15 protein-coding genes are annotated in these 22,137 nt (G+C 43.6%); 7 read left to right on the top strand and 8 right to left on the bottom strand.

All coding sequences use genetic code 11. The features are described 5' to 3' along the window. Nucleotides 1–80: 80 nt before the first annotated feature. The 4 genes from OCV12_RS22235 to OCV12_RS22220 form a co-directional block, all read right to left on the bottom strand. A complete protein-coding gene (locus OCV12_RS22235; RefSeq protein ID WP_261886190.1) occupies nt 81–1,736 on the bottom strand; it encodes an ABC-ATPase domain-containing protein in 1,656 nt (551 codons plus the stop codon). A gap of 120 nt (nt 1,737–1,856) precedes the next feature. Continuing rightward, nucleotides 1,857–3,764, bottom strand: coding sequence for a sensor domain-containing phosphodiesterase (locus tag OCV12_RS22230; RefSeq protein WP_261886189.1), 1,908 nt, complete (start codon nt 3,762–3,764; stop codon nt 1,857–1,859). Between the two features lie 179 nt (nt 3,765–3,943). Continuing rightward, nucleotides 3,944–5,143, bottom strand: coding sequence for an enoyl-ACP reductase FabV (gene fabV / locus OCV12_RS22225; RefSeq protein WP_261886188.1), 1,200 nt, complete (start codon nt 5,141–5,143; stop codon nt 3,944–3,946). A gap of 81 nt (nt 5,144–5,224) precedes the next feature. Then, the gene (locus OCV12_RS22220; RefSeq protein WP_261886187.1) at nt 5,225–5,848 is read right to left on the bottom strand and encodes an arylesterase; all 624 of its coding nucleotides are present in this window, start codon (nt 5,846–5,848) and stop codon (nt 5,225–5,227) included. Here OCV12_RS22220 and OCV12_RS22215 point away from each other — a divergent pair. The 3 genes from OCV12_RS22215 to OCV12_RS22205 all read left to right on the top strand — a co-directional run bounded on the left by OCV12_RS22215 (nt 5,847) and on the right by OCV12_RS22205 (nt 10,949). Further along, nucleotides 5,847–6,521: an ABC transporter ATP-binding protein gene (locus OCV12_RS22215; protein WP_004730959.1), complete on the top strand. Its 675-nt coding sequence runs from the start codon at nt 5,847–5,849 to the stop codon at nt 6,519–6,521. The genes OCV12_RS22220 and OCV12_RS22215 overlap by 2 nt on opposite strands. A gap of 1 nt (nt 6,522) precedes the next feature. Beyond that, a complete protein-coding gene (locus tag OCV12_RS22210) occupies nt 6,523–8,961 on the top strand; it encodes an ABC transporter permease (protein WP_261886186.1) in 2,439 nt (812 codons plus the stop codon). Nucleotides 8,962–9,494: 533 nt separating this feature from the next. Further along, nucleotides 9,495–10,949 carry an FAD-dependent oxidoreductase gene (locus OCV12_RS22205; RefSeq protein ID WP_261886185.1) on the top strand — a complete coding sequence of 485 codons (1,455 nt, stop codon included), beginning with the start codon at nt 9,495–9,497 and terminating at the stop codon, nt 10,947–10,949. Between the two features lie 145 nt (nt 10,950–11,094). Here the strand turns inward: OCV12_RS22205 and OCV12_RS22200 are convergent, their stop codons facing one another. The 3 genes from OCV12_RS22200 to OCV12_RS22190 form a co-directional block, all read right to left on the bottom strand. Continuing rightward, nucleotides 11,095–12,045 (bottom strand): 5-oxoprolinase subunit C family protein, encoded by a 951-nt coding sequence (locus OCV12_RS22200; RefSeq protein ID WP_261886184.1) that lies wholly within the window; start codon nt 12,043–12,045, stop codon nt 11,095–11,097. After that, nucleotides 12,038–12,799, bottom strand: a complete 762-nt coding sequence (locus OCV12_RS22195; protein WP_261886183.1) for a 5-oxoprolinase subunit B family protein — start codon at nt 12,797–12,799, stop codon at nt 12,038–12,040. Before OCV12_RS22195 ends, OCV12_RS22200 begins: the two co-directional genes overlap by 8 nt. A 120-nt stretch (nt 12,800–12,919) precedes the next feature. After that, on the bottom strand, nt 12,920–13,663 hold the full coding sequence (locus OCV12_RS22190) for a 5-oxoprolinase subunit PxpA (RefSeq protein ID WP_026084423.1): 744 nt from the start codon (nt 13,661–13,663) through the stop codon (nt 12,920–12,922). A gap of 168 nt (nt 13,664–13,831) precedes the next feature. Here OCV12_RS22190 and OCV12_RS22185 point away from each other — a divergent pair, with 168 nt between their 5' ends. From OCV12_RS22185 to galE, 4 genes are all read left to right on the top strand, one after another. After that, a complete protein-coding gene (locus OCV12_RS22185; RefSeq protein WP_261886182.1) occupies nt 13,832–15,895 on the top strand; it encodes a TonB-dependent receptor plug domain-containing protein in 2,064 nt (687 codons plus the stop codon). A gap of 28 nt (nt 15,896–15,923) precedes the next feature. Then, nucleotides 15,924–16,412, top strand: coding sequence for a YfiR family protein (locus OCV12_RS22180; protein WP_315972809.1), 489 nt, complete (start codon nt 15,924–15,926; stop codon nt 16,410–16,412). After that, nucleotides 16,412–18,388 carry a sensor domain-containing diguanylate cyclase gene (locus tag OCV12_RS22175; protein WP_261886180.1) on the top strand — a complete coding sequence of 659 codons (1,977 nt, stop codon included), beginning with the start codon at nt 16,412–16,414 and terminating at the stop codon, nt 18,386–18,388. Before OCV12_RS22180 ends, OCV12_RS22175 begins: the two co-directional genes overlap by 1 nt. A gap of 81 nt (nt 18,389–18,469) precedes the next feature. Beyond that, nucleotides 18,470–19,483 (top strand): UDP-glucose 4-epimerase GalE, encoded by a 1,014-nt coding sequence (gene galE / locus OCV12_RS22170; protein WP_261886179.1) that lies wholly within the window; start codon nt 18,470–18,472, stop codon nt 19,481–19,483. Between the two features lie 340 nt (nt 19,484–19,823). On the opposite strand, the gene OCV12_RS22165 is transcribed toward galE, so the two are convergent. Continuing rightward, nucleotides 19,824–21,962 carry a TonB-dependent hemoglobin/transferrin/lactoferrin family receptor gene (locus tag OCV12_RS22165; protein WP_261886178.1) on the bottom strand — a complete coding sequence of 713 codons (2,139 nt, stop codon included), beginning with the start codon at nt 21,960–21,962 and terminating at the stop codon, nt 19,824–19,826. Nucleotides 21,963–22,137 lie beyond the last annotated feature (175 nt).

The following is a 22,137-nucleotide window of genomic DNA, read 5'->3' as shown; positions in this document are numbered from 1 at the left end:
GGGCTGCTAGGTAAACGAAGTAAAAAACGGCCCTCGAAAGTGAGAGCCGTTGAAAGGAATTACTGATGTTTAGCTAAATCTTAGTTCGAAGGTTTGAACTGAGATTTACGCATACGGTTCAAGGCAGCCATGATATCCAACGTTCTTGGTTTCGCTAGGTCACCATATTTCGGCATGTTAGCGTGCCATTCGTTTTCTAAAATAGTATTGAACTCTTTCGCTGGGTTGTTTGACCAACCTGGAGTTTGCGCAAACTGGAACCAAGCCCAGCCGATCGCATTGACCTCTGATGTTGACTCAAGTTGCTCTAACGCAGAAAGGTCGGCGAACTCTTTACCAAAGCGCAGTGATTCTTTGCCTTTCGCGCTAACACGGAACTTGCCATCCATAAGAATGTTCATCAGCGATGCGCGGTTCAATGAACGCGGCACAAACATCTCTAACGCCGTTTCACATTCATTCGAACGTTGAGTAGGGTGCTGAACAATCACTTCTTTTGCTTTTTCAGTCACGTCTACCGCTTGGTAGTCGTGCATTTGAATCACAGTGTTTGCTACGTCTAAGTAGTCACCTGAACCGCCCATTACCACGATGGTTGAGATGTCCATCTCTTCACGTAGTTGGCCAATACGGTCAACAAGTGGTGTGATTGGCTCGTCGCCTTTAGACACAAGCGCCTGCATGCGCTCATCACGAATCATGAAGTTAGTCGCTGACGTATCTTCATCGATAAGGAGCGTTTGTACACCGGCTTCAATCGACTCTTGTAACCAAGCTGCTTGCGACGTAGAACCCGAAGCATCTTGAGTGCTGAAGTCAGACGTATCTTTCTTCATTGGTAAATGGTTGATGTAGTTTGATAGGTTCAAGCTGTGCACACATCGACCATCTTCCGCACGAATTTTCATCGTATCAATCGCAGTCACAATACCTTCACGACCATCACCAGGGATATGGTTGTAGATAGAGCGTTCAACAGCGTTCAATAGTGTCGATTTACCGTGGAAACCACCACCAACGATCAGTGTGATGCCTTTAGGGATACCTAGGCCAGTCACATCACCTTGGTTTGGTGTGTTTAGTGTTACGCTCAATGATTCTGGCGCTGCAAAAGGAACGGCATCTTTCATTGGAAGATCACAGTTACCCGCGATACGCGGTAGCACACTGCCGTTAGCAACGAATGAAGCTAGGTTGTGCTCGTCTAATTGAGCACGAAGCGCTTCTTGGTCTTCAATCGTTTCACAATGTTTGATCATCGCATCGATGTTCAGTTCGCGTTCAAGCGTTGCACGACGAATAAACTTCGGTAAGTAAAAAGTGATGATGTTGATTGCTTTCTTAGCAAGGATGCTACGGCCATCAGCTGGTAGGTTGATACGGAAACGAAGTTCGATACCGTGCTCAGTGAACACTACCGATGTGCTGTCTAAAACCGTTTGGCCAGTAAGAGCGATTGAAACAGTCGATTCTTGCTTAGCGAATTCAGAAAAGCTGCGCGCAATAAAGTCACGAGCAGCAACTTGGTATTCGTAAGACTTTTCTTTCAGCCAATCTAACCCAGTTAACGACCACGCGCGTGTTGCGCGAAAACGAGAAGCTGACGCGTAAGGGTCACCTTGAATGTGGTCGATGTGTAATTCAAAATCAGCAAAGTCGTATTGACCTTTAATTTGTTGATATGCACGGTAGTTTTGTTTTTCGAGCTTTTTAAGCTTTGCAGTCAACTGATCCATAACGAGGAATGCCTATATAAGGGGAAAGATAAAAACAGAAAGGCGGCGATTATAAAAATCACCACCTTTAGAGTAAAGAGAAAGTAGGCCTAAATCCAAAACTAACTGCTCTTTTTCGCTTTAAGCGTAACGAGTTGTCCCCAAATAGTTTTGATTGATTAAGCTGTGTTCGAATTCTTGGCTCGGCATTGGTCTTCCATAGAGGTAACCTTGGCCAACATCGCAGCCTTCATCGATAATAAACTTCTCCTGAGCTTCTGATTCTATGCCTTCAATCGTGACTTTAAGGTCGAGTTTTTTCGCGATTTGGACAATCGAACGAACAATTTCCGAGTCTCCATCTGAGTTGAGCATTTGATCAATAAAGCTCTTATCAATCTTAATCGTGTCGAATGGAAATTTCTTCAGGTAACTGAAAGAGGCGTAGCCAGTGCCGAAGTCATCGAGTGACAATGTAACGCCTATATCATGCAAAGATTCCAACGTGTTCTTGGCGACAACTTCATCGGCGATCAAACCGCTTTCGGTGACTTCAAGCTCTAAGAAGCGGGGCTCGAGGTGATAGGTTTCCAATAGGTGAATCACTTGCTCTGCAAAATGCGCGTTTTTGAGTTGCACAGCAGAAACGTTAACCGCCATTTTGAAATCTTCAACGTATTCAGACCACTCTTTGGCTTTTTCAATCGCATTGCGTAAAACAAAGCTGCCCACTTCGAAAATCAAGCCATTTTGTTCAGCCATGTGTATCAGGGTTTCATTGGAGATATCGCCTAACACGGGATGTCTCCAGCGGAGCAGTGCTTCGGCGCCAACCCAGCGATGAGTCACAGGGCTTACTTTAGGTTGGAAGTAGAGCATCAAGTCATCATTACGAACGGCTTGTAGCAAATAGCCTTCAATCTTATTGATGTGGCTTTGTTCTTCTGTATGAGACTGAGAGTAGTAAGCGTATTTTTGACCAGAATCTTTACAGGCAAGCATCGCTTCTGATGATTTTTGAAGAATGCTCTCCGCATCATCCTCACTGTCTGTAATCGCAATCCCAATATAGGCATGCAAATGAACTTTATCACTTTCAATATCAAACTCGGAATGTCCGACTCGTACTAACGTTTGACTCAGCTCTTCGAGGCGGTGGTGAAGATCCTTCACACTGAATGCCAGAACAAGGTCGACAGAAGTAGGGCGCGCTGTTAAAACCTCGATGTCAGTAATGCTGTCGATACGGTGTCGATATTCTACAAGTACTTGGTCTAGCGCACTGTAACCGTAACGTGCTTGTATTCTCCTGCCGTTGGTAAATCCAATATGAATAACGGCGAAGGAACCTTCAGTCAGCCTTCGTTGTGCGATCAGCTTGTGATTTAAGCGAGATTCAAAGGCACTTCGGTTTAAAAATCCCGTACCGAGGTCATGATTCTTTTGGAAATTAATCTTCTGTTCAGCCGCTTTTCGCTTATCAATTTCTTGATTCAATGAGTAATTAAGGCTAGCAAGATCTTTAGTGCGATTGTAAACACGGTTTTTCAAGTCGCGATTCATTTGAGTAAGCTTGGCGTGTTGGAACAGGGTTTTAAGCTGAGATTCAATCGAAGTCCGAAAGCTCTCTAACAGTTTGATATAAGTAGAGGTGTAGTGGTTCTCTTTCGAGTCCAAGATACAAATGGTGCCGAACAGTTCACCGTTAGGCCAGAGTAATGGAATACCACAATAGGAGACTAAACCGAGTTTGATGTCTGGGTTGTTTTCCCACTTAGGATCGGTAAGCGCGTTAGGCACAAGAAGCTGTCGTTGAGTTTCCATCACGGTTTCGCAGTACAGCCCATTCCCCAACGTTTCAGAATCGCCTTTGTTGTATGGGTTATTCTCGCTGCGGCTGGTTGAGAAGACTTCAATGTAATTGGCGTGAACACGCATGATCAGTGCCGCGGGCACTTGAGTAATTTGAGCTAAGAGGTCGACAATATTCTGCCAACCGTGCTCCATATCGTCTGGGATATCTAAATCGAGAGTTTTTATTTTCTTCATATGACTCCGAGTCAATTATGCTAAATGCATCAACACATCCTGTGTTAATTATTATGAACCAAAGAAAACTGTGAATCTTACGTTAAGTAAGTATAAGAAATGTTGCACAAAAAAACCTCGGCAATTTTGCAGAGGTTTTCAAATGTGAATACGGGTCTCAGTAATGAGATAAATTTCGATTAGGGCTTTAATTTTATAAAGTCTTCGCTATTCAGTTTCTTACTGTAATCTACTGATGGTTGCGCGAACCCGTTTAGCTGTAAGAACTCATCTTTGAATCCTTGGTAATCACCCAAAGTTTGGAAATTGCTTTCGTCCATTTTATCCAGCAATTCGGTCACATGTGCTTGGGTTTCAGGATCTAACTCCCAATCATCCATACGAATCAGACGTTCACCATCAAGCGGAACTTTGGTTTGTCCATACAGTTTGCTGCTAAACAAGCGCTGCATCTGTTCGATACAACCTTCGTGGGTTTCTTTCTCTTTCATCACTTTGTACAAAGCAAGCAGGTAAGGGCTTAACCCTGGAATGAATACACTTGCTTTTGTTACCAACGCTTTACACACGGTAGCGTAAGCGTTGCCGTCGAAGTTAGCTAGTTCAAGGTTGAGTGCGTGACTGGTTTGATGAAGGTCGATCTTAGCGCGACCTAAAGTACCGTCTAGGTAGATAGGGTGCGTCACTTCAGGGCCAACGTAGGAGAACGCGATCGTCTTACAACCCGGAGCAATCGACTCCGCGTTGATCAGTTCATCTATCCAGTTTTCCCAATCTTCACCACCCATTACTTTGAGTGTGCTTTCGGCTTCTTCTTCTGTTGCAGCGTCGAGCGTGTTGGTCACCCAGTTGTCGTGCTCAAGAGAAATCGTCGCGCCAGTAACGCTTTCGCCAATCGGTTTGATAGCCGAGCGCCAAAATTCTTCAGAATCCGGTTTTGGTCTCACACCCGCGGCTAAGCTGTAGATGATGAGATCGACTTCACCTTCGAAATAGGTCTCGATGGCTTCGACAACTTGGGAGCGTGTTTCTTTAGAAAAGGCATCGCCAACGATGTTGATAGCAGTGCGCTGCTCGCGTTCGGCTTCTTTCTTGAAGTAGATGTTGTTGTACCAACCGGCACTACCGAGGGATTTTTCGTTGGGACCGCGTTCGAATGAGACGCCGATGGTATCAGCTTTTGCACCGCCAAAGGTAAGGGCGATACGAGCGGCAAGGCCGAAGCCAGAGGAAGCGCCGATGATCAGTACTCGTTTAGGGCCATCTTTGATTTGCGGCGCACTCTTAACAAACTTGATTTGTTGCTTTACGGCTTCTTGACAGCCAATAGGGTGAGCGCTTTTAGCTACCACACCCTTGATAACAGGTTCGATCAGCATAAATAACCTTACAGTTCACGGTGATATGCACTCAGGCTAACGTAAAGCTGTGTAAAATTTATTGAGCTAGACCATTAAAACCTAAAGATACTGATATAATTCTTCGGCGACAAATTCAGCGATCCAAGGTTGAGCTTCTGGTTTAGGATGCAAGCCATCGTTCATCATCCACTCAGGTTTAAGGATGATATGTTCTAGAAAGAACGGCAGAAGCGGCACATTTTGTTGATCAGCTAAAGCCGCAAAAACGTACTCAAATTGTTGGTTATAACGTTTACCGTAATTTGGTGGAATTTTAATCTGCATCATAATCGGTTTTGCGCCTGAGGCTTTTATCTGCTCAATGATTTGATCTAGGTTCGCAGACATCAGCTTAGGTGGAAAACCACGAAGGCCATCATTCGCTCCTAGCTCAATAAGAACGGTGTCTGGAGCATGTTCTTCAAGTAGTTGAGGCAAACGAGCTAAACCGTTGCCCGTTGTGTCACCAGAGATACTCCCGTTAACCACGGTAACCGCTTTATCATGTTTTGCTAGCGCGTCTGGTAACAAACTTGGCCAGCTCTGTTTGATATCCATGTTGTAACCAGCACTCAAACTATCGCCAAGTACCAATAACTTTGAATCTTGAGCTGACGCAGAGCCTTGAGCTAAAGAAGCGGTTGAAAATAAAATAAAGAATAAAAAGGAAATTAGTCGAGTCATGCATACATCCATCATTAAAGCAGAAGCTGTTTCCAAGACAGTGTCTACTAATCAAGAACATTTAACAATCCTAGAGCACGTTGATATCGATATTCGTGAAGGCGAAACAGTCGCGATCGTAGGCACGTCGGGTGCAGGTAAATCGACACTAATGACGCTGTTAGCAGGGCTTGACGTACCAACCAAAGGTGAGATTAGCCTCTTAGGACAACCACTTTCGCAACTTGATGATGAAGCAAGGGCTAAAATCCGTAGCGAATCCGTTGGGTTCGTATTTCAAAGCTTCTTGTTAATCCCAAGCCTGTCTGCACTACAAAACGTCACGCTTCCTTGTTTATTGAAAGGTGAAGACGAAGACATTGAACGAGCGACCGCTCTGCTTGAATCGGTTGGTTTAAAAGACAGACTTGATCACTTGCCGTCTCAGTTATCAGGTGGTGAACAACAAAGGGTCGCTTTAGCACGTGCCTTTATGATCAAGCCAAAAATCCTATTTGCTGACGAACCTACAGGCAACCTAGACCAACAAACTGCAGCCAAAATTGTGGAGTTACTGTTTGAATTGAACTCTTCGCACGGCACAACTCTAGTATTGGTGACACACGATCCTAAGCTTGCACAACGCTGCCAACGAACGCTTAAGATGCATGTCGGTCAAATAGAGGAAGTTTAAATTGAACTCATCAAACGGACTGAACAAACGCCTGTTTTCGTGGAGCATCGAAGAAATTCGACATGGTCAGCTGTGGCCGGTATCCATCGCGTTAACCTTGATCATCGCTTGTGTTTTCGCATTGTCGGCGCTCGCCGAGCGGATGGAGCAGGTGATCGTTAAGCAGGGTAAAGACGCACTGACTGCTGATAGTGTGTTTATCTCAGCAAATCCAATTCCACAATCTTTGCTCGACCTGACTCAAGTGGAGCAGCTAGAAAGTTCAGAGTTGACGCGTTTCTCCACCATGGCATTCAGTGATAACTCAATGCAATTGGTGACGGTAAAAGCGGTCGAAAGTAACTATCCACTGCGCGGTGAAATGATACTAGAAGGCGCTAATAATGCGTCGAGTAATCATGTTGAACCGGGTGAACTTTGGCTCGATGAGCGTATATTTGCGCAACTTGAAGTTAAAATCGGTGACAATGTCACTATTGGTGATGCCGATTTAACAATAACAGGGCGCATCACGCAAGAGCCGGGGTTGAGCTTTAATCCGTTCCAGCAAATGCCTGCTGTATTAATACACAAAAGTGATATCGACGCGACGGGTGCTATTCAGCCGGGAAGCCGTGTGAGCTTCAGGCTGTTCTTGAACGGTGATGATGCAAAGCTCAAAGCGGCACAAGACAGTATCGAGCTAACACCAAGTGATCGCTGGCGCACACAAGATTCGGCAAGTCGCACTAATGATATGTTTGAAAGCACGACGCAATACTTATCGTTGACTGTTGCTATTGTTGTGATCATGGCGGCAACCACTTTGGTACTCACGTGCCAACACTATGTGGCAAGCCGTCGTAAAACCATCGCTATGTTGAAAAGTTTGGGCGCAAGCAAACAGTGGATCGTTAAGTGGCTGTCGGTTCAGGTGTCTCTATTGGTCGTTATTGGTGCTGTGCTAGGTATCACGATTGGTATTGGCTTAGAATTTTTGCTTCGAATCCCACTGGGTGACTTATTGCCATCGCCACTTCCAAGCTATGGCATCGAACCAGCTATCTTGGCGATTTTATCAAGCATTCTGATTGGTGTGCCTGCCTTAGGGATCCCACTGATTGGCTTAGTTAATACATCAGCCATCAGCGTAATTCAATCAAGTCATAAATCACACGACAGCTACAAAAAGTTCGCGCTGCTGCTAGTACCTATCATCCCGATGATGCTGATGTACGGCGATAACCTATTGGTATGGATTGTTCTAGCCGGTATTGCGTGTCTGTTTTTGGTGTTAGCTGCTGTCAGCACGATTGTTCTGCGCTTGTTCGGCAAGTTACCGACGTCGACATCAATGCGCTTGGCGTTAAGCCGAATCAATCGTACTCCGCTAGCAACAGGTATTCAGTTTGGCTCGTTGGCGCTTTCGTTGATGTTGTTGTCGATTATTTGGTTGGTGAGAAGTGATCTGCTATCCGATTGGCAACAAACCTTGCCAGAGAACGCACCGAATGCGTTTGCGCTTAACATTGCGAGCTACGAGAAAGACAGTTACTTAGCGACCATCGACTCAAATGAAGTGGAGCGCACTCAAGCATTCCCAATCATCCGCGGAAGACTGACGACCATTAACGGCGTAGAAGCGGCTGAATACAGTGATACATCTGAACAAACTGACGCATTGAGTCGTGAAATCAACTTCACATGGGGTGATCAGTTACCTGAGTACAATGAAGTGCTTGAAGGCAGTTGGACGCAAGAGCAGGGCGTGTCTGTTGAATCGGATGTCGCTGAACAACTTGGTTTAAAAATTGGTGATGAGCTTTCATTCACTATTAACAGCCAAAATGTGTCAGCCAAACTTAATAGCATCCGAAAAGTAGAGTGGCGCGAAATGAAGCCAAACTTCTACTTCATCTTTACTCCAGATGTATTGAGTTCGATTCCATCAACCTGGTTGGTGAGCTTCAGACTCGAAGATAAACACGACCAAATGCTCAACGAGCTCTCTCGAAATCACCCAACCGTGAGTTTGATGGATATCCGTGTGATGGGTAGCAAGATCCAAGAACTGCTTAAGCAGATTGTTTGGTCAATCACGGTGCTCGCTGCGCTTGGTGTCGTTGCTGGGTTATTGCTTATCTTTACTCTGTTGCGTCTTAGCTTGTCTCAAAGGCAACAAGAGATTCGCTTGTATCGAACCTTAGGAGCGAGTAAGAAGCGCATCCTCAATACCATTTGGTGTGAATATGGGTTGATGGCGCTTGTGGCAGGTTCGATTGCGGCGCTGGGTTCCGAGCTCAGTGTTGCAGGAGTGATGAACTTTGGTTTTGAGCTAGAACCATCACTTCACCCGATGCTTTGGATTACATTACCGGTGCTCACGTTTATGACATTAGCTGCCGTCGTAAACAGCTTGATCAAGCGCTTATTGGCACCAGTAAACAAGGATTTCGGTTAATTAATCACTAAAGCGTCAATAGACTGAATGAAACGGCCTAGTCGCGAATATTTTATGGGTAGTAGCAAGCTATTTATAAAACCAAGCGATAGGCCGTTTTTTATTTGACCAACTGGTAGCATAAGTAAGAGATATCACACCCTAATTTCATCGGTTTTCAGCATAATTTAAAACTCATTGTTCAATAGTGCCGATTTAATGAACAGCGGTTAGTCCCTGTAAACAAAGGGTTTGCGCAACTTAGCAAGAACGTTATCAACAGTTATCCACAAAAACGGTGGATAACTTTAGGGATAAGTTAACATCTGTGTTTTAAGAGTATTGAGACAGCCTTTATGTGGCGTCACTTAGGACAAATTTGACTGTTAGAATAACCTTTAAAACTTCATATCGAGTTATTGAGTCAAGAGATTATTTATGTTTTTTACATAGATATTAATTAGCACCAAGCTAAGACCTTGATAAAAATGTGTTTTAATTCGTCGCCGAACAAAAGTAGAATAGCGTTAGTTAATCTTATTCTACAGAACACGATGAACCACAACAAAACGGATACAAATCAACCTTCTATTGCCATTGTTGGTGGTGGTATTGCCGGAACCACAAGCGCGATTCACTTTAGTGAGTTGGGTTTTAAGGTCACTATCTTGGAAAAAGGGCCGAGTTTGGTTAATGGTCCACCAATTTGCCACCTGCACGCCGGCGGCAATTTGTATCGAGATATTTCTGTAGAGCAGTGTCTTCAGTTGCTCACACAGTCAATTGATACCGTCCGCTTGTTCCCTCATACCATCAATATTCGCCCAACAATCATCGCTGTGCCACATAGTGATGGCGGTGAACCGATGGATCTACTTCCGCGTCTCAAGATAATCAAAAGCGCTTATGCTGAGCTTGTTAAACAAGATAAAAGCAACCAAGTGCTTGGTGACCCGGAAGAATACTACAAGCTCTACAGCAAAGAAGAGTTGTTAGAGATAGCTGAACGAACTCAGCCCCTAAAACCCATGTCGCTCGATGATTGGTGTATTCCTTTTGCTAAGCACACAGATTTAGACACGCTGAAATACCCAGTTGCTATGGTTCAAGAGTATGGTTGGAGCGTATTCCGACTCTCTGCCACGGCTCAACTGTCTTTAGGTCAGCAATCTAATTGCACCGTGTTAACCAACAGCCGTTTACAGTCGGTTGAATCAACTGGTGACGGTTGGTCTTTGACTTACACCGATCGTGAAAACCAAAGCTGCAATCTAACAACTGATTATCTGATTAATGCCAGTGGCTTCGAAACGGGCATTGTTGATGACTTTGTTGGTTCTAAGCAGCAGCGATTAGTCGAATTTAAAGCCGCGTACGTGACAGAGTGGCCATTCTCGCAAGAGTGTAAGGAAGAGTGGCCAGAGGTTATCTTTCATGGCCCTAGAGGCACACCACAAGGCATGGCTCAACTAACTCCGTATGCTGATGGTGTATTCCAACTTCATGGTATGACAGAAGGGATAACGCTATTTGAGGGCGGGCTTGTTTCATCGTCAACGGATTCATCACAGCCTCAGCTGCCATCCAAGCTTCTTAAGAAAATTGTATCAGGTTGGAGCGAGGAGCAACTGGAACTAAGAACTCGAGCTGCGATTACGCATATGTCTCAGTTCATCCCAAGTTTTCGTTCTGCACAAGTTGGTGGTAAGCCTCTGTTCGGGGCGCAGCAAATCCCCGGAACTGACCCTAGCTTAAGGGCTTCTGACGTGTCTTTCTGTGGTGAGCGTTATGCTCGACTTGAAGTAGTAAAGGCGTCTTCAACGTTAGAAGCAGCACAAAAAGTGGCAGAACAATGGTTTGATATTACTGAAGCGGTTTCTATTGAAGATACTCATTCAGTGACAATGTCACTTACATTAAATGATATTGAAAACAGAGCGATAGGTTTGACTCAGGAGCGCGGTTACCCAGATGCGCTTGCTAAGGTATCAGGTCAAGATCACGGTTAAAACTGGCTAAATTGCCTAGAGTTTTAATTATGACTGGCTCACCAAAAACAAAATCCCGCTTGCTGAAACAGTAAGCGGGATTTTTAGTCTATACGTCTCAGTTCGTGCTTTTAATCGAGTGGTATTCATTTACAGAGACAGTGCATCAATAACCGAAAAATTGCGCCCACTGACACCACACATCTTGTAAGCCCAATCGGTCGCCTTTACTAAACGATATTTCGTGCCCAGGTTTGGCTTGTGCTAAGCGCGGTAAGTCGATTCTCGCAACACAACCAATCTTTGGGTAACCACCAATAGTTTGTCGGTCGTTGAGCAACACTATAGGTTGCCCATCTTGGGGAATTTGAATAGCCCCAAGTGCAATGCCTTCCGACAATAAGGAAATATCTGGAGACTCAACCACATCGCCATTGAGCCGGTAACCCATTCGATTCGAGTTTTGGTCAACGGTGTATTGAGAGTTGTAGAAGGTCTCTTTTGCGGACTCTGAGAATAGCTCACTCTGATAGCCTTCAATCACGCGTAAGTTGACTGGCAAATTGTAATCCGGTTTGTATCGGAAGGTGATACTCACGGCCTTAAAAGGTTTAGATAGGTCATGTTGAGTAAAACTTATCTTTTGGCCTTTTTGACAAGGCTGCCCATCTTGCGTCAAGCCTCCAATCTTTTCTCGCGTCACAGTCGAGCTGCTATTGAGGGTATTAGCAACGTTGAAGCCGCCTTTAATCGCCAGATATGCTCGCAACCCATTCTTAGGTAATCCAAACGAGAGGACTTGTCCTTTAAAGGCTTGGAAGGTACTCCAATTATCTAATGGCTTTCCATCTAAGGAGGCTTGTAAATCGCCGCCGCACAACGCCATCTCGCAATCTGAGTCGATTTTTAATACACATTGTCCAAGAGTGATCTCTAATGCTGCTTGATTGACTGGGTTTCCAAGTAAATGATTAGCCCAACTATAAGAATAGTCATCAACAGGGCCACCTTGTGTAAGCCCGAGGTGAGCAACGCCAAAACGGCCAAAGTCTTGAATCAGACTCAATGGTCCAGGTTTGATTACGGTGAGGGTTGGATTGGCCTTTAACTTACCCATGAGCGTCACCTCCACCAATCTCCACAGACCTAAGCTCCATAAACTCGTGTTTTGATATCGATTTGAAACGCACACTGTCGCCGACATTAAGCAGGGATAATGGACCTTGTGTAACATTAACCTTACTCAATTGGCTATGGTCAAACAGCGATAAAGGGCAGTTACCAATAATGTTCCAACCACCTGGTGAATCAGATGGGTAAACCGCAGTTTTCGAGTCTGCAATTGCGATGCTGCCTTTAGGAACACTTAAACGTGGCGTTGACTGGCGAGGTAAAGCCAGTTCACTGACCACATCCGACATAAAAGCAAAGCCGGGAATGAATCCTATTGCGCTGACACTATATGTCTGTGAGGTGTGATGTTGAATGATATCGTCCAGAGATAATCCTTTCTCTTGATATCTATCTAAATCGAGTGCTGTTTCAGATGAATAATAGGCAGGAAGTTCAATAATGTTCGCCGTATCGGTGGTATTTGAAAATGAAGACAAGGCCTGAGTTAACAGTGAATTTAGCTGTGTAATAAACAGCTGTTCTGAAATTCTATAAGGTAGGTAGTCAACCAGTATAGTGTGGTAAGCCGGTGTCACATTCATTAAGACTGACGCTAGGTCTTGGCGAATAACATTGGAAAAATGCGCCATATACTGCGCATCGATAGCACTAGAGTGAGGTTTTGAAGGCATTAGCGTAACGAGAACGCTGCATTCAGCGACAGGATCTATATTGAATTCAATCTGATTTTTCGTCATTTCCTTTCCATACATTTATTTCAACTTCCATGTTGAGCGCAGTATCAGCTTACAAAGTGTTCTTAGCCAACGAGCAGAAACGGATTCAAGTCTCACTGGCATAAATTGAAAGCACTGATATTAATTAAAAGCGTTGAGGTCTTGTCGGATTTTTCTAATTAATGCGATGGATTGAGGGTTATCTCCGTGAACACAGATGGTATCAGCTTCAATAGGTAACCGTTCGCCCTCAATGGTTGTTACAGACCCGTAATTGATGATTTGCATGACTTGGTTATAAATATCGTCTTGATTGACGTACACCGAGCCTTTTTGTGTTCGTGGCGCTAGATGACCATTATTTAAGTAAGCTCTGTCGGCGAAGGCTTCAAACAAAAGCGGTAAATCATGATCGTCAGCAATATCCAGATACTGTTGATTGTCAGACGATGACAGGATCATCAGCGGAATATTGAATTCAGCCACAGCTTGAGCAACGGCGTTAAACACATCCGTGTTTGCCATCATATCGTTGTATAGAGCTCCATGAGGCTTCACATATCCAACCGTAGTATGGTGATAACGACAAAGGGCTTGTAGTGCACCGATCTGATAACACACCAACTCGCTGATCTCGTCCATGGTGTGGGGGATTGATCGACGTCCAAACCCAATAAGATCTTGATAACCCGGGTGAGCCCCAATTTGCGTGTTGTAGTGCTGCGCAAGCTTTATGGTCTTGGACATGACGTGAGGATCGGACGCATGAAAACCACAAGCGATGTTAGCCATATCGACCCATTCCATGACAGATTCATCATCTCCCATCTTCCAGTTGCCGAAACTTTCTCCCATGTCGCAATTAAGCAAAATCTTCGTTGTCACTTGGTGCTAATCCTTTACGTTGTGGTATCTAAAGACGTTCGTATAAATGACAGAATTAAACAGTGACCCAATTCAAAGTTTTGTTATTGATAATTTATTAGTACGGCATTTCATATATAGTTCCCATATCAAAAAAGAATACTATTTATTTGTAGATTAGGTGAGCGCATGATTTCCCGACCAGTTTGCTTAGGATTGGCATTAACCACACCTGCTTGTGTAATGGCTCAGGAAAACTCCTTAGATCAGCTCATGTCTATGAGCCTTGAAGAGCTGTCGATGCTTGATGTTGAAATGGAAACGGCATCTAAGGTCACACAAAAACTGACAGATATTCCGTCATCTGTGTACGTACTTTCCAATGAGAGGATTCAGCGCAGCGGTGCGAAAAGCATTGCCGAAGTTTTAATGCTGGTGCCGGGGCTAAAAGTCACTAAATTCAATGAAACGTCATGGTTTGTGTCTACTCGAGGTTTTCATGACGGTTTATACAATAAAATGCTCGTCATGATGGATGGACGTAGTTTGTTCAGCCCTGTTTATGGTGGCACTTATTGGAGCGACGTTGACTATATTCTTGCTGATATTGAACGAATCGAGGTGCTTAAAGGGCCGGGTGGCACAATTTGGGGCGGTAATGCCGTCAATGGTGTGGTCAACATCATCACGAAATCAGCTAGCGACACTCAAGGTACTTATATTTCTGGTTTAGCGTCTAGTACTGATAACTATGAAATCAGCGTCAGGCAAGGCTTAAGCTTAAATTCAGATGTGAATGCGCGTGCGTTCTACAAATACCGCGAAGAACCTTCTTACTGCTCTAACGAATCTGAAAAATGGAAAGCGCAATCTGCTGGAATGGTATTTCAACCAAGTGATGAAGAACAACATTGGTCTTTAAGGATTGGCGGAGAAAAGAGCTTTTACGAATCTGAGTTATATTCTGTTCAATACGATACCTCTGGTACTCTCGTTGATTACCAAGCTAATGATTTTGATAACGAAAGCCACTCTTTTTACCTACAGTTTAATAACGCTCAAAACATCAGTGACAACTCGACGCTCTCATACTCGTTATGGGGCGAATACAATAAAGATAACGCGCCCGACGCGCCGGGAAGTTATACCACCGTTGATTTTGACTCGACGTTGATCAATCAGTTATCACTGAGCCATCAGGTAACATTAGGCGGTGGACTGCGATACATGCACCTCGATTTCTCATCCAATCAGTTAAGTGACGTCGATTGGTATAACCCTAGCTATTACGGGCGTGCCTACAACATAGAAACGGCCAACGATTACATCGCCAATGCGTTCGTGCAGTCACAAATGCAATGGACAGAAGCACTTTCAATCACGATTGGCGCAAAATTAGAGCATTTCACTCAAAACCATTCTTCTGAGATTTCGCCTCAAATTCGCGGATTATATAAGCTCAATCTTCGTCACTCTATTTGGGCAGGTGTCAGTAAGGCGGTAGTTGCACCTTCTTATATGGACAGTAACTCCGCATATTACTTTAATAGTTACTATCCGGACTCTGGAGCGGGCTACTTAGATGTCTATAAATCGAATTCCAATCTTGATAACGAAAATGTTGTGACTGTTGAAGTGGGTTATCGCTACACCAACGATTCAGATTTTGAGCTAGATGCGACGATCTATTTAAGTGAACACGATAACCTTCGCTTTCATAGTTACGATCCTACGGATATTCCGGCTAATCACGTTTATGTCGGTGCATTGTCTGATGATTACCAAGCTCAAACCTATGGCCTAGAACTCGGTGCGACTTACAAACTGACGAAAGACGTTACCAGCTATTTTAGTTACGCCTACTCGACATTAGAGGGCGAAAGCAAAGGAAACGACCCTAAGTCCAACCCACAGAATAGCGTGTACTATGACATCGATAATGAACACTTAGCGACGGCGCAACTGATGTGGAACATTACAGATAGCTGGCAATTTGATGTGATTGGACAGTACATCAATGTGAATTACCCTGATTACTGGGTCGCTGAAGACGGAACTCAATATGAATGGCAATCTTACCCTCATGAGGTGACCTTTGATGCCCGATTGGCGTGGAAGAAATCACAAGCCGCTCCTTTAATTGAATTGGTCGTCGAGAACATTGGTAAAGATAATGGCTATCAGGCTGAAATGACTTCCGATAAAAGTGTCAATCAAGAGTCTGTCTATGTAAGGGTATCTCATGAGTTTTAGACGGTTAGTTAGCCGACTTATTTATTGCATGGTTTTTGCAATAACGTTCTCGCCGATTGTTAGCGCCGAGGGCTTTAAACCTTATGAAGTTAAAGCGGTTTACCTGTTTAGGATTGCCAATTTTATTCAATGGCACAATGAAAGTTCGATGGACTCTGTTCAGTTCTGCGTTATGGGGAATCAGAAAGTTGCCGAGACTTTAATTTCTATTACGAATGGTAAGTCGATTCGCTCATTGCCGATTCACGTTCAGCAAACTATTTCTCCCGAATGTAATATTACTTATCTATCTGATGTCGAACGCGGTTCGATTGAGACTGAACTCAATAGTAATGACGTATCGCCCAATATGGTTACCATTAGCGACACATTAAATTTCACTGAGCTCGGGGGAGTCATAGAGCTCACTCGCATCAACAATAAAATCAAGCCAAAGATCAACTTAACCAACGCTAAAAGAGGTAACTACATTATCGGCTCAAACCTTCTACGTATCTCAATTGTGGAGGGTAAGTAATGTTGTCTTTCATCAATAACATCTCCATTAAGAACAAGCTTATTCTGCCGATCATTCTGTTTATCTCGGTTGCGTTTATTACGATTCAATCAATAAATTACACTGTCACTTTTGAGCGCGAGAAAGATAACCTAATACAACGAGTGAAAGTCTTAGCGCAGGGCGTTGCTTATAACTTGCAAGCAGCCATCTTATTTGAAGATAAAACATCAGCTAACGAGATTCTATCGGCATTCGTAGCTGATGGAGACATTGTTCGAGTCAAACTGTTTGATAAGCAAGGCGAGCTATTCGCGAGCTATCAAGTCAGCGATATCGAACTACCAAGGCCTACTGCCGAGGAGCGCAAGGATATTGGCTCCCAACAATTTGCGATTTCAGAGAACTATATCTATCTGTTGGTGCCCGTGATTCTCGATAATGAAAACATCGCAAATCTACGCGTGACCATTTCTAAACAAACCTTTTCCAAGATCTTCACCAATATATTTAAAGTCGCAGGGATCTACCTTGTTCTTTTGATCGTGCTCGGAGGCGTGTTAGTTAAGCTTATACAACGTTTTATCATTGACCCAATGTTCGAACTTAACGAAGCAATGCAGGCGTTTGTAGAACGTCGCGCAGAGCAACCTAGACTGATTACGTCTAATAATGACGAGATAGGTGAACTGGTTCGTGCTTTCAACACCATGTTAGAGCGTTTAAAGCATCGCGACAGCCAAATCAATTTCACGCTTGATAAGCTACAAGAAGAGAAAGCTTTTGCGAATGAAGTAATCGAGACTGTTCAGCATTCGCTCCTCGTTGTCGATAACAAGGGAATGATTATACATGCCAACATGGCCACGCGTGACATATTCAAATGCACGGAGGCGTTTCTTGAAAACCTAACCATTCAAGAGTTAGTTCAAACCAAGCAGGCCGGTTTCTTACAAGGAATTATCGATTCTAATATTGAGCTAAACGATGAGTTAATCAAAGCTACTGATCTCTTTCAAAATAAACAGTGGCTTCAGGTGAGCAGCCGATCGCTATCCAAAAACGGGAATACCTTGTTTGCTATACAAGACGTAACCGATATAGAAACCGCCATGAGCCGTCAACGTATTGCGGCCGGTGTTTTTGAGAACAGTAAAGATGGATTGATCGTGCTGAACTCGTCAAACGTGATCACCATGGTTAACCCAGCAGTCACACAGCTACTTGGCTATCACGCAGATCTGCTGGTGGGCAAAACACCGTTTGAAGTCTTCTCTTGGCAACAGTTTTCATCGTTAATGCCTACAATTCGAAGCTCATTGGAAAATTATGGTCAATGGCAAGGGGAGGTGTGGGAGAAAAATGTATCCGGCACCGTGGTTCCGATGTTCGTCAAAGTGAACCGAGTTCTATCTGACAATAAAAAAGGTGAGTTTGATATGGTTCTGACTTTATCTGACTTATCTAATGTCAAAGAGATGGAGAGGCTTGAACATTTAGCCCATCACGACGCATTAACGGGCTTAGCCAATAGGGCACAACTGTACAAGTTTTTAGATGATGTTGTCACGTCTAGCCATTATTCAAATCAACACTTTGCTGTGATCTACTTAGATCTAGATGGTTTCAAGCACGTCAATGACACCTATGGTCATGATGCAGGCGATGAAATACTCAAAGAAATCTCTAGTCGCCTCTTATCACAAGTGCGCGCCGGTGATTTAGTGGCTCGTTTGTCGGGCGACGAATTTGTTCTTATTATTAAACAGACAAACAAGACCTTGTTAGCTAGGTTAGCTGAACGTTTGTTGGGGCTTATCGAGCAAGAAGTGAGTTATAAGCAGCGCTCACTGCATGTTGGAGCAAGCCTAGGCATCCATTTGGTTGACGGGGTAGAACGAGACCTTGATGGGATATTGAAACTTGCCGATGAGGCGATGTATCAAGCGAAACATAAAGGAAAAGGTCAGTTTGTGTTCTCTGATGAGAGCGAATAACTCCATAGGTTTGTGACCAGCACCTAAGTTGTTGTATCATAAGTGATAGGTTGAGTATTTTAAATTTAAGGTCTACTAAACATGAATGTTTTAGTTACAGGTGGCATGGGTTACATTGGCAGCCATACAAGTATCCAGATGATTCACGCAGGCATGACACCTGTTCTTTTCGATAACTTGTACAACAGTAAGCCAAGCGTTCTTGATCGTATCGAGAAGGTGTCTGGTGTTCGCCCTATTTTCATTGAAGGCGATATTCGCGATAAGGCACTCTTAGCTGAAACAATGAAGCAACATAATATCGAAGCGGTTATCCACTTTGCAGGACTAAAGGCTGTAGGAGAGTCCGTTGAGAAGCCTCTTGAATACTACGACAACAATGTGAACGGCACTTTGGTCCTGGTTGATGCGATGCGCGAATCTGGTGTAAAAACACTGGTATTCAGCTCATCAGCAACAGTATATGGCGATCCTGCTAGTGTTCCTATTACAGAAGACTTCCCAACAAGCGCGACTAACCCATACGGGCGCAGTAAGTTAATGGTTGAAGAGTGTCTTACTGACTTCCAAAAAGCGAATCCAGACTGGAGCATCACGCTACTTCGCTACTTTAACCCTGTTGGTTCACATCCAAGTGGTGAGCTAGGTGAAGATCCACAAGGCATCCCAAACAACCTAATGCCGTTTGTTTCTCAAGTAGCCGTAGGCCGCCGTGAATTCTTATCGGTATTTGGTAGCGATTATCCTACTAAAGATGGGACCGGTGTTCGTGATTACATCCACGTTATGGATCTTTCTGATGGACACATTGCAGCTCTTGAGAAAGTAGGGCGTAAAGACGGTCTTCATATCTATAACCTTGGTACAGGCAATGGTTCAAGTGTTTTAGACATGGTTAAGGCGTTTGAACAAGCAAGTGGTAAGGAAATCCCTTATAAACTTGTTGAGCGACGCGCTGGTGACATCGCAGAATGCTGGGCAGATCCGGCTAAAGCTCAGAAGGAGCTTGGGTGGAACGCGACACGTACACTGACAGAAATGACCGAAGATACATGGCGCTGGCAGTCAACTAACCCTGATGGTTTCCCTAGTTAATCTAGTTGTTTCATGAATGATTAACTTATAAAAAGATGCTTTAGGGCATCTTTTTTGATCTAAATCGAATAAAAAGTAAATTAGAGGTTAAAAAGTATCATTCTGTATTCGTTGTGTTACTATGCACGCGAATTATATGTTTAATGTTAATTTTCTTTGGAGTTAATCATGGAACTAGGCCTAATCATCACTTTCATCGTTGCTGCTGCAGTAATGGTTAAGAAAGAAATGGCAGAGAAGTAATTTCACTTTATACCTTTTTTATACAATTTTTAGTGAAATAGAAAAAAGCCAGCTTATAGCTGGCTTTTTAGTTTCTGCAATTCAGGTTTGTAACGAATTAGAATTCGTAGTTTGCAGATAAGCCCCAGTTACGACCAGGTTGAGACTTAATGTCTGTATTGAAGTCAGAATCGTGCGCGCTACCAGACATGTCGCTGTACAACCAGTACTTCTTATCTAGAGCGTTAAATAGACCCGCTCGCAGAGTTAAATCGGTCATCGGGCGGTAATAAGCCGTTAAATCAACAACTGTGTATCCAGATACATCGACATTGTCGTCAGAGTTCCAATCATCCTTCGAAGCAACCATTTTAACATTCAACGCTGAACCGAAGTTATCACGTTCAATACCTAAACCGATTGTACTTGTTAGAGGTGCAACTGAATCAATTGACTTACCAGTCGACTTGTCTTCGCCATCTGCATAAGCAACAGCTAAGCGAGTGTAAGTTCCGTAAGGTGCATCAAACAGAGTATCAAGGTTAATGGTTGACGAGAATTCAGCACCATAGATAGTTACTTCATCTAAGTTTTCTTTCGTAAATACGTCTTTTCCACCTTGCTCACCTGTTTTCGTTTCGTTGATGAAATCAGTGTAGTCAGTGTAGAAAGTGCTTAATTCGAAGCGAGCATACTGGTTGCTACCACGTAGACCTAGCTCATAAGAAAGGCTTCTTTCTGCTTTCAGGTTAGGGTTTGCCTCTACGATAGCGCCTTGGTTATAGAAGTAGTAAAGGTCATAAACAGAAGGAGCTTTGAAGCCTTGACCAATCTGACCAAATACAGACAAGCTATCATTGATGTGGTAAACCGAGCCTAATTTGGCTGTAAATGCGTCATCTTCATTCTTGTCGTATTCAGTTGTGTAGCCTTCGTCAGTTGATGGGTCAGCAACAAACGAGTCATAACGTAGACCACCCGTTACTATGAGCTTGTCATCCATGAAGAATGCTTGATCTTGAAGGAAAACACCCCATTGCGTGATTTTTGCGTCAGGGATACCTGTACTACCTGGAGTAACGGTACCTCGGTCAAACTTGTAGTCGGTGTTGTCTAACTCAAAATCATTTTGCAGGTAAGTGAAACCATACGTAAACTCATGATCAGCACCACTAATGTTCACCAACTTAGAAAGCTGCGTATCGACTTGCATGTTCACATCTGATGCATCACGTTCACGAAGTCGACGGCCGTTAAAGCCTGTTGTATCGTAGTTTTTATTCAGAGTACTTGAATCTTGGTAGCTTAAAGACCAGTCCAAAGAGTCTGCAATAGAAGAGTTAAGCTTAAGCTGCTGTTCCAATGTTGCACGGAAGCGTTTGTTGGTGTCTTCATTGTAGTTATCCGTGTATACAAAGCCCGGCATTAGCGTGTAACCGTTGTAATTTAACTCATCTTCATCATATTGACGCTGATAATGTTCTACGGTTAAGCCGATCTTGTTTGAATCCGATACATTATAAAATGCTTTTGCTAAAAAGTTGCTTAGTTCGGTATCTGCAGGGTTAGCTGCACCACGGTCAGGGCCTTCAATATCACTTCCTGACGAATGCGCTTCAGTTTCATGACCTTGAGCGTATGTCGCCATTACGATAGTTTCTAGCTTGTCTTTACGCATAGCCCAAGAAAGCGTGTTCTTAAACTGTTCGTCAGCAGAAGTGTAGCTAGATTTGATGCCAAAACGGTTTTCATCGCCGTCTGTTCTAAGCATATCCTCTGGGTTCTTCGTTCTTAGTAGTACAGCACCACCAATAGCGTCAGAACCATAAAGCGTAGAAGCAGGTCCTTTATTCACCTCGATCACACTCAATGTGTCTACTTCAATCGCATTCGAATATTTGCGTTGTTCAGATGCACCTGGATTATATGGAGTAGGTTGTTGAACACCATCGACCATCAATTTAACGCGGTCACCTTCAACACCACGAATGTTGAAGCCTGAAATACCAAAACGTCCACTACCTTGAGCTTCTACGCCAGGTGTGTACTGAAGTGCTTGCTTTATGTCGTTAGACATTTGATTATCAATATCTTCCGAAGATACTGATTCAATAGAGCTTGAAACATCTGCTTTGCTTTGTTCAGTACGAGTTGCCGATACAACAACCTCGTCAAATAGGGCATAATCTTCAGCAAAGGCTGATGTTGATGAAAGCGCTAAAACGATTGAAGCAGAGAGTAGGGATTGCTTATACATCTGATAGTTACCTTAATTCCATAGTATTATCTTGATTTCGCGAAAGATAATATTGGATCTAAATGATAATTACTATTATTTGCATTTCAATTTATTTGTACTTTTATCATTAAAAGCATGCTTAAACCGTATAACTCATTGTATTAAAAGACCTTTAATGGTTCCATTTATCTGG

It is taken from the genome of Vibrio pomeroyi (assembly GCF_024347595.1).
GTDB lineage: Bacteria > Pseudomonadota > Gammaproteobacteria > Enterobacterales > Vibrionaceae > Vibrio > Vibrio pomeroyi.
Note: the sequence above shows the minus strand (reverse complement) of the source record. Positions and strands in the feature narration are given on the sequence as shown.

Bases quoted from the DNA above. Each gene is read 5' to 3' on its own strand.
- fabV (WP_261886188.1), bottom strand. From the start codon at position 5,143: ATGCTGATCGAACCTGTTATCAAGGGTGTGGTAGCTAAAAGCGCTCAC.
- OCV12_RS22215 (WP_004730959.1), top strand. From the start codon at position 5,847: ATGCATACATCCATCATTAAAGCAGAAGCTGTTTCCAAGACAGTGTCT.
- OCV12_RS22200 (WP_261886184.1), bottom strand. From the start codon at position 12,045: ATGGGTAAGTTAAAGGCCAATCCAACCCTCACCGTAATCAAACCTGGA.
- galE (WP_261886179.1), top strand. From the start codon at position 18,470: ATGAATGTTTTAGTTACAGGTGGCATGGGTTACATTGGCAGCCATACA.
- OCV12_RS22205 (WP_261886185.1), top strand. From the start codon at position 9,495: ATGAACCACAACAAAACGGATACAAATCAACCTTCTATTGCCATTGTT.
- OCV12_RS22180 (WP_315972809.1), top strand. From the start codon at position 15,924: ATGGTTTTTGCAATAACGTTCTCGCCGATTGTTAGCGCCGAGGGCTTT.
- OCV12_RS22185 (WP_261886182.1), top strand. From the start codon at position 13,832: ATGATTTCCCGACCAGTTTGCTTAGGATTGGCATTAACCACACCTGCT.
- OCV12_RS22220 (WP_261886187.1), bottom strand. From the start codon at position 5,848: ATGACTCGACTAATTTCCTTTTTATTCTTTATTTTATTTTCAACCGCT.
- OCV12_RS22175 (WP_261886180.1), top strand. From the start codon at position 16,412: ATGTTGTCTTTCATCAATAACATCTCCATTAAGAACAAGCTTATTCTG.
- OCV12_RS22230 (WP_261886189.1), bottom strand. From the start codon at position 3,764: ATGAAGAAAATAAAAACTCTCGATTTAGATATCCCAGACGATATGGAG.
- OCV12_RS22235 (WP_261886190.1), bottom strand. From the start codon at position 1,736: ATGGATCAGTTGACTGCAAAGCTTAAAAAGCTCGAAAAACAAAACTAC.
- OCV12_RS22165 (WP_261886178.1), bottom strand. From the start codon at position 21,962: ATGTATAAGCAATCCCTACTCTCTGCTTCAATCGTTTTAGCGCTTTCA.
- OCV12_RS22195 (WP_261886183.1), bottom strand. From the start codon at position 12,799: ATGACGAAAAATCAGATTGAATTCAATATAGATCCTGTCGCTGAATGC.